At 38.2% G+C, this 7,168-nt stretch carries 4 protein-coding genes and 2 pseudogenes; 4 read left to right on the forward strand and 2 right to left on the reverse strand.

Features of this window, described 5'->3' with window-relative positions:
• Positions 1–605: 605 nt before the first annotated feature.
• The gene (locus ACEYW6_RS35270; protein ID WP_412983457.1) at positions 606–2,462 is read right to left on the reverse strand and encodes an ABC transporter ATP-binding protein; all 1,857 of its coding nucleotides are present in this window, start codon (positions 2,460–2,462) and stop codon (positions 606–608) included.
• A gap of 286 nt (positions 2,463–2,748) precedes the next feature.
• Between ACEYW6_RS35270 and ACEYW6_RS35275 the strand changes: the two are divergent.
• The 4 genes and pseudogenes from ACEYW6_RS35275 to ACEYW6_RS35290 form a co-directional block, all read left to right on the forward strand.
• Positions 2,749–3,024, forward strand: a pseudogene (locus ACEYW6_RS35275) (IS701 family transposase); the annotation flags it as partial.
• 719 nt (positions 3,025–3,743) lie between these two features.
• Positions 3,744–4,391, forward strand: coding sequence for an RNA polymerase sigma factor (locus ACEYW6_RS35280; RefSeq protein ID WP_412983458.1), 648 nt, complete (start codon positions 3,744–3,746; stop codon positions 4,389–4,391).
• A gap of 151 nt (positions 4,392–4,542) precedes the next feature.
• Positions 4,543–5,208, forward strand: a complete 666-nt coding sequence (locus ACEYW6_RS35285) for a hypothetical protein (RefSeq protein ID WP_412983459.1) — start codon at positions 4,543–4,545, stop codon at positions 5,206–5,208.
• Between the two features lie 496 nt (positions 5,209–5,704).
• Positions 5,705–6,298: a hypothetical protein gene (locus ACEYW6_RS35290; RefSeq protein WP_412983460.1), complete on the forward strand. Its 594-nt coding sequence runs from the start codon at positions 5,705–5,707 to the stop codon at positions 6,296–6,298.
• 567 nt (positions 6,299–6,865) lie between these two features.
• On the opposite strand, the pseudogene ACEYW6_RS35295 reads toward ACEYW6_RS35290, so the two are convergent.
• Positions 6,866–7,091: pseudogene (locus ACEYW6_RS35295) on the reverse strand (transposase); the annotation flags it as partial.
• Positions 7,092–7,168: the final 77 nt, after the last annotated feature.

Genomic DNA, 7,168 nt, shown 5'->3' on the forward strand with positions numbered 1-7,168 from the left:
TAAATAATGAACACTGAGACAAGAATTTAGCGATCGCACCTTTTTTAGCCGACCTCACAAAATCGCATTGCTCCCAGTAGAGACAGTGAACTCAAACAGAAAGTAACTCTGTTGCTCGATTTCGGTTTTCATAGCAGCTATACCTAAGCAAAGTTTTAATGCTGGGCATGAATATGTTTGCTCAGGTTAGGGTTACAAAACAGAACCTTTGCTCATGTTTTGCTTTCAAAACCTGTTTTCGATAAATAATTTCCGACGTAGTATAAAGGCTTTGGGCAACGCAAAAATAAGCATTTCAGGATTTAAAAGCGGCCATTTTATCCTTTAATTCCGGCCACTTTATCCCTTAAGTTACAGAGGCGGACAACTTATGCCTTGTATACTGGACACATTGTGCCTAAAGTCACAAAAGCATAAGATGAGCAAGTTGCTCGCTTTATGCTTTCAAAGTTTCAAAGCGGGTTGCTCAACTTTGCTTTCAAAAGTAAAGACAGTGAACTGAAACAGAAAGCAACCCTGTTGCTTGATTTGCTGGTTCATAACAGCTAAAGTCACAATCGCTTTTTTAAAAGTTCAATTACCCAACCTCAATTTGACAGTTCGGTCTATCGATAGCTACTTGCTTGACGGGTAAACATGAGATGATATTGTCCGCTTCTTGCTATTAATTCCTCATGACTTCCTGTTTCTATAATTTTGCCATTTTTTAAAACAATAATTCGGTCTGCCAGCTTGGATAAAGCTAAACGATGACTGATGACAACAGCCATTTTATTAGCAGCAATGTTACGTAAAAGTTGGTGAATATCATGTTCGGTTTTCGGATCAAGTGCGCTTGTCGGTTCGTCCAAAATTAATAGTTCCGTCGAGGATAATCGCATCAGCGCACGAGCGATCGCAATTCTTTGCCACTGTCCTTGCGATAAGTCCACCCCACCTACTAATTGCTTACCTAATAGTGTCTCTAAGCCTTGCGGCAGATTGTCCACTGCTTTGGCAATTCCTGCTACCCTCAGAGCCTCTTGGATGGCGTTAACATCTTGTAACGCAGGTAAGTACCCAAAACCCACATTTTCAGACACTGTAGCTGGAAACCGAGCGTAATCTTGCATCACCACAGCCAGGCGTGAGTATAGCTGTGCCAAGTCAATTTCGCGTAAATCCTCTCCGTTCCAGAAAATTTTTCCACTATTTGGGTCGTACAGACGACAGAGTAACTTAGCCAGAGTTGTTTTCCCCGCACCATTTTCACCAACTAAGGCAATCATTTGCTGCGGCTGAATTGTAAGGTTGATGTTGTCTAGAAATTGGAGATCGCTACCTGGATAAGAAAAAGATACGTTTTTGATTTGAATTCCCTGGTGCTGGGCGATCGCCTTTGGTGTCAAAGACAATTTAGCAGCAGTATCCTCCCTTGAGGCTAACGATAACCGCAATTTTGGCTTCAGTTCTAATAATTGAAAAATCGGACGAGTTCCTAAAACCACATCATACAAGTTAGACCCATTATTAATTAGTAAAAACAAACTCTGGCGTACTTGTAGGATCAAACCTGCATAAAGTGCTAAATCTCCTAAAGTATAAATCCCACGTAAAGCTCCTATAACAACATAAATATAGGGTAAAGCGGTTCCTAATCCATTCACCATTGACCAAGTGATTACCAGCACCGTCCCTTTTTTGCGGATTTGCTGCATCGATCTAAACATGGTCTGGAAAAGATTTTGCCACCGCTCCAGCAATAAAGGTTGTAGCTGAAATAAGCGTAATTCTTTGGCATAAGCTTCACCCATTAAGACATCCCCATACAAGTTCATTTGGCGGACAAGACTCGCCTGAGTTTCTTCGACTTCCCAGCTTTTTTTGCGGTAAGTCAATTCCACATAAATCGCTGGTGTAGCAGAGGTAAATAAAATTAACGGTATCCACCAAGCAATTGAGCCAGAGAGCAAAATAGCAGGAATTAAAATAAAAAAACCATGCAAAATTGTAATTACAAGCAAGGATAGTTCCTTGAGCCGTTCTATTCCTGTTTCTGCCAGTTGAACCAAGTTCAACAATTCGGGGGTTTCAAATAACGCGATATCCGCAAAATTAGCAACTTTATTCAGCACAATACTTTGAGCGAAACCTTGAACGCGATCGCGCAGAGAAGAAAAAACCAAGCTAGCGATCGCGCTCATTGAGTCGGTTAATAAATTAAGTAATATTAATCCTCCAATGCTCCAAAGTAGGAGTGGCTCTTGTAGGATAAGAGCGAGCGAGCTTACTGTTGTAAATTTCCCTAGTAAATGGGAAATTCGATCAATAATAATTTTGTTGATAAACAGTGAAATTGCTGGGCTAGAACCACTAATTAGAGTTAAGAGGACAAGAGTGCGTAACTCAGTAGGCGCTGACTGAATTACCAACAGTAGGCTACGCCGAAAAGTTTGAAACAGGCTGGGTTCGCTTGGTTGCACTCAAGGTTAAATAGTAATTTTTATTCAGATAGTCTAATTGATAACAAATATTTTTGCTTTTATCTTATGTTGCCATGATATGTATTATCGTTCGACCACTTGCATAATTTTTAATCAGTTTGACTTTTAAAACATCCTCTTAAAGAATGAAATCCACTAAATTAGCTTCAGCCTAAATATAGTCGTTATAATTTGCTAACACATCTAAACTACCGAGTAGATGCTATTGAAAACAGCAACAAGGTAAACAAAACGACATCTTGATGGGTGAAAACGGCAGTTATTACAGTTTAAATTAGTTTTAGCAGATAGCCTGTATGGGGAAAGTGATGGCAATTTTATTAGTGTATTAAATCAATTGCAACTCTGTTTTGTTGTAGCTATACGTAGTAACCACGGAGTTTGGCTACCAAAAGGGCAAAGCATCAGATATAACAAATGGCGAAAATTTAACCGTGTTTTCTCGAATGGTAATCTGGAAGTTCGATATATTAGAGAGATTATTTTTGGCAAGCGGCGCTCCATTCGATATTGGCAAATCACGACGGACACGGAGAAGCTAAGTATCTCTTAGTAAAGAAACTTAAACTATTGCGTTTCTTGTTACAATGTCCATTCAATCTTCAAAGTGAAAGAGCAATCCTAAGTCTTCGCTAGTTTACAGTTTTGAAGTTGAGCAATCCTGTATGTGATGAAGGATTTATATGTGATAGGGAAAAAGTCCAGCAATATGTAAGCTCAAGTAGCTTCATATCTGAACATTGCTTAGTTAGCAGTTACGTATGTCTTGATTTTCATGTATCTAAAGAAGTAAAACGTGATTACTTTGGAATGATAATTTCTTGACACTACCTTCATCTAAATCCTAATCATTATTTTTTGTAAATAAGTCTAGTGTCGCTATTATAAAAATCTTGATGAGAGGTAAGTTTAAAAGAAGAAACTAATTGAACACTACTGGTTGTATTTCTAAAGCTGCAAGAATGACCAGCATGTAGTTCGAGGATTTGAAGCACTTTTAACTGCTTGGTTAAACCCGAACCTTCTTACAGTATCGTTAGCCTTAGAACGCAAGTTAACGCCAATAGGCATTTTACAGTTCTTCCGGTAGAGTTTGTAGTGTCTACTGGCAGCAAGCAAATCCTTGTACCAGAAAGCTCAAAGGATTAGAGCAAACTTTAAATACACTGCGATTGCTACATAACTGGGTTCGACTTGGCAGTGGTTTAAGCAAAAAACTACACCAATACACACAATGTCCAAGCGAGAAGGACGTGCCAGATGTTATCACAACAGCAATCAGAGTGTTATTACCAGGAAATTTTACGCGACTCGTACTATTGCCACAAACTAGAGCAGATTGCTCGTAAATACACTAGAAATACAAGCTTATCTTGGGAAGATGCTGTTCAGGCAGTTCATTTAAAAGTTTTGCAGACTATTGAAGCTGGAAAATTTCAGTTAAGGGAAGTGGAACAGTTTTATCACTGGGCTTTCACGGTAGCTAAGTGTGAAGTCATTGATTTTGTTCGTAAAGAGAGACTGCGAAATTATCAAAGTTTAGATTGCGTTATTCCTGAGACAGATATACCTCTGCTAGATACGATTCCTGATGAATATAATGTCTTAGACGCAGCAGAGCGTGCAGATTTGATTGTTCAAGCGGTAGAGGCAATTCACCAACTTGATCAAAAGTATCCTCATCAAAAATATCTCAAGCTGTGGCAAGGGAAGATTGACGAAAAAACACAAACGCAAATTGCTACTGAACTAGGAGTTAGCCAAAGTGAAGTCTGTAAACGTTGGCAGGAACTGCTAGAACGAATTGCTGAGGCGTTAGGATTACTCAAATTTGAAAACGTTAAGCAAAAACAGCAAGCAATTGGCAAGCGGAAAGCAATACACGAGTCCTCAGGAAATCAATGGTAAATCAATAGCTCATATATTTGTTGTTGCTCAAATTTGTAAAGATTTAAACGAGCCGTCATAATTGGGCGCGCTCGTTCGTTAACTAATATATAGATATAATCATACTCTAAATCCCCAACATTAAGGTACCTTCGTTGGGTATTACAAACTTATGCGTATAAATAGGAATAATACACAAAGTACTAACAGACCAATTCCACAGTCTGGGGAAATCTGGGAAGTGAGCCGCTTGGTGCAAAGTCCTCTAGAGTTCTCAACTGAAGAACAACAATCTTTGTACCCCTCTTCAGTGCAAAGATTTTTAGCAGGAAATTCACCACCGCGCTACGTAATAATTGTCAAAGAACCTGAACCATCAGTAGAAGAAAAACAGTGGGCAATTGCCACTATGATGTTGTTATCTGTCAAAACAGAGTTTCTCAACGATGTGGATTTGTTGATTCCTCCAGAGATGTCTGGGGTTGGACCAGATTTGCTAGCTGAGACTTGGCATGTTGTTCCTGCATTAACTTGTAATTTACTACAACCAGTTGGAAAAAGGCTCTCACGCGAGATTTATGACCACTTGTTGGCAGTAGGAGATTATTACCACGAGTTAATTGAGGAACTACCAGCAGTGTCGGAAACTTATAGATTAGGACTAATAAGTGGGAACTTAGGTGCTGCAAAAGACTCAGCAATTCAAGCTTTTCATGAGCAAGAGGAAGCTTGGAGTGATGTGTTGACAGTGCCAGTGGCAGCTTACCAGACTTACTTAGAAAGCATAAAGTTTACGAATGCAGTATTAGACGAAGCATTGCATCTAGAACAAGAGTGAGCAGAAGTTTCTAGAGCAATACATGAATATTGATGAGTTGGTAACTGCAAAATATTTTTGAGCCTGAATATAAAGGAATGTAAATTAATATTTTGCGCTTGGAGCTTTTATATCCTGATTGTACTTGTAAAAATGCAAATATCCTAACGAGCTAGCGTAAACCTTCCTTGCTTTACCGTACAATACATTCCATAAACCGCCCAACACAAATATTGGTAGCTAAAATTCCTGGATTTTAGAGAACACGGTAAGGGCTAAAAGATTTATCCTGTAACGCTACAAATTTTTTTTTGCAAGTTTTGGAATATTTTGCGTTTGATGATCGTTATAAGAAATAGAAGCTGCAAATCATTAAGTTTATAGGTAGAGGAGAAAGCCTAACTGTAAGTCAATAGGTTCAGTTAAGCATTTTTCTCTCTTCTGCTTCCCTTAACAGTTTAGCTGAAACACATATGAATTTACCAGTTCTCGTAGAGTTAACTACAGGAGTCACAATATGGTTAGACAGCACAAACACTTGTTAAGAAGATTTAATCAGTTACCTGTCCTAGCGATGCTAGCTATTTCAATATTTACTTTGACCGCTCAAAAAACTTTAGCGGTACCTCTTAAACCCATTCTTGATCAAAAGAGTAGGTACATCTTAAAAGAAGTGTTTGGTATTGACTCTGGTACACAAACAGTATCGCCAACAAATCAACTATCAACTAATACGCAACAAAAAACAACTAATTCTCCCTCGACAATTTATAGCTATCCCTCATCAACTGGCATATCTACTTACGCGCAAACTTATCCAGGATATACATTAAGTTGTCCTCCAGCATCTTCAACTTATTCTGCGCCTTATACACCCCTATATCAACAAGGGAATCCAGGATACATACAAAGCTCTCCTCCAACACCGCCAGGATATCCAGCATCGAATTACATACTCACATATCCACAAGGGAACCCAGGATACATACAAAGCTCTCCTCCAACACCGCCAGGATATCCAGCATCGAATTACATACCCACATATCCACAAGGGAACCCAGGATATCCGGCAGTACGATCAAATCCCATCATAATCATTAATAGCTATTGAGAAATGAGGCAAGAATACTAATTTTTGTTTTAGAACACCGCGATGTTTTTTACTAGTTTTGAAGTATTTTGCATTTGAGTAAATTACATATCTCTGGTGCCATTATCTAATTAAAAATATACAATCTTTGACTGATAAGACCTTAGTGAAATGTTTTATAAAAATATTTACCATCTAAAATAATTTTACAAGTCAAGTTACAAAAGGTTTTTGCTTTTTCAATACTTCCCTGAATTAAAAAGCATTGACGCCAAGCTGTACAGTGACTTTTTATTTGTCGCTGTGCTAAATTAATGTCATTGAGGGTATAAACCTTGTACTCAAAGAGCGTTAAGCCTAAAAGTAGCACAGGGAGCTTACAAGCTATATCAACACCAGTAGTTGCAAGCCTAAAGTGGGTAAGGATTTAAGTCGATGACACGAATTTGTCTCAACGTCATTTAATAAGTCACTGTACAATTTTTAAGTAAAACATATTTACTTTTTTTTATCCTGATAAGATTTGCTCCTGTTTGAATTTTTCTTTTGATGTCTTTGCTTTTCTTATTAACTCTTGTGTATTTCGCCTTTCTCTTTTTCTCTGTGTATCTAATTCCTTATTTATCTGAACCATAATGTGAAATCTATCTGCAACTACTTGAGCTTCAGGCATTAATTCTGTCACTAAGTTTTTATAACCTTTCCATAAATCTATACTGACTTCCTCTATTTTCTCTAGGACTTCAGTTCCCCACCCTATAAGAGTTTCCTTTATTATTTCTTGAGTCCGTCCACTTAAAATAGCAATCAGTTTGGATCTGACTTTTCCCGTTAAGTCTTGAAAGACTTGCTGGCAAAGGGTTTAAGAAACAGCACAGCAAATACGGTACA

Origin of the sequence: Nostoc sp. UIC 10607 (genome assembly GCF_047228265.1) — a bacterium.
GTDB lineage: Bacteria > Cyanobacteriota > Cyanobacteriia > Cyanobacteriales > Nostocaceae > Nostoc > Nostoc foliaceum_A.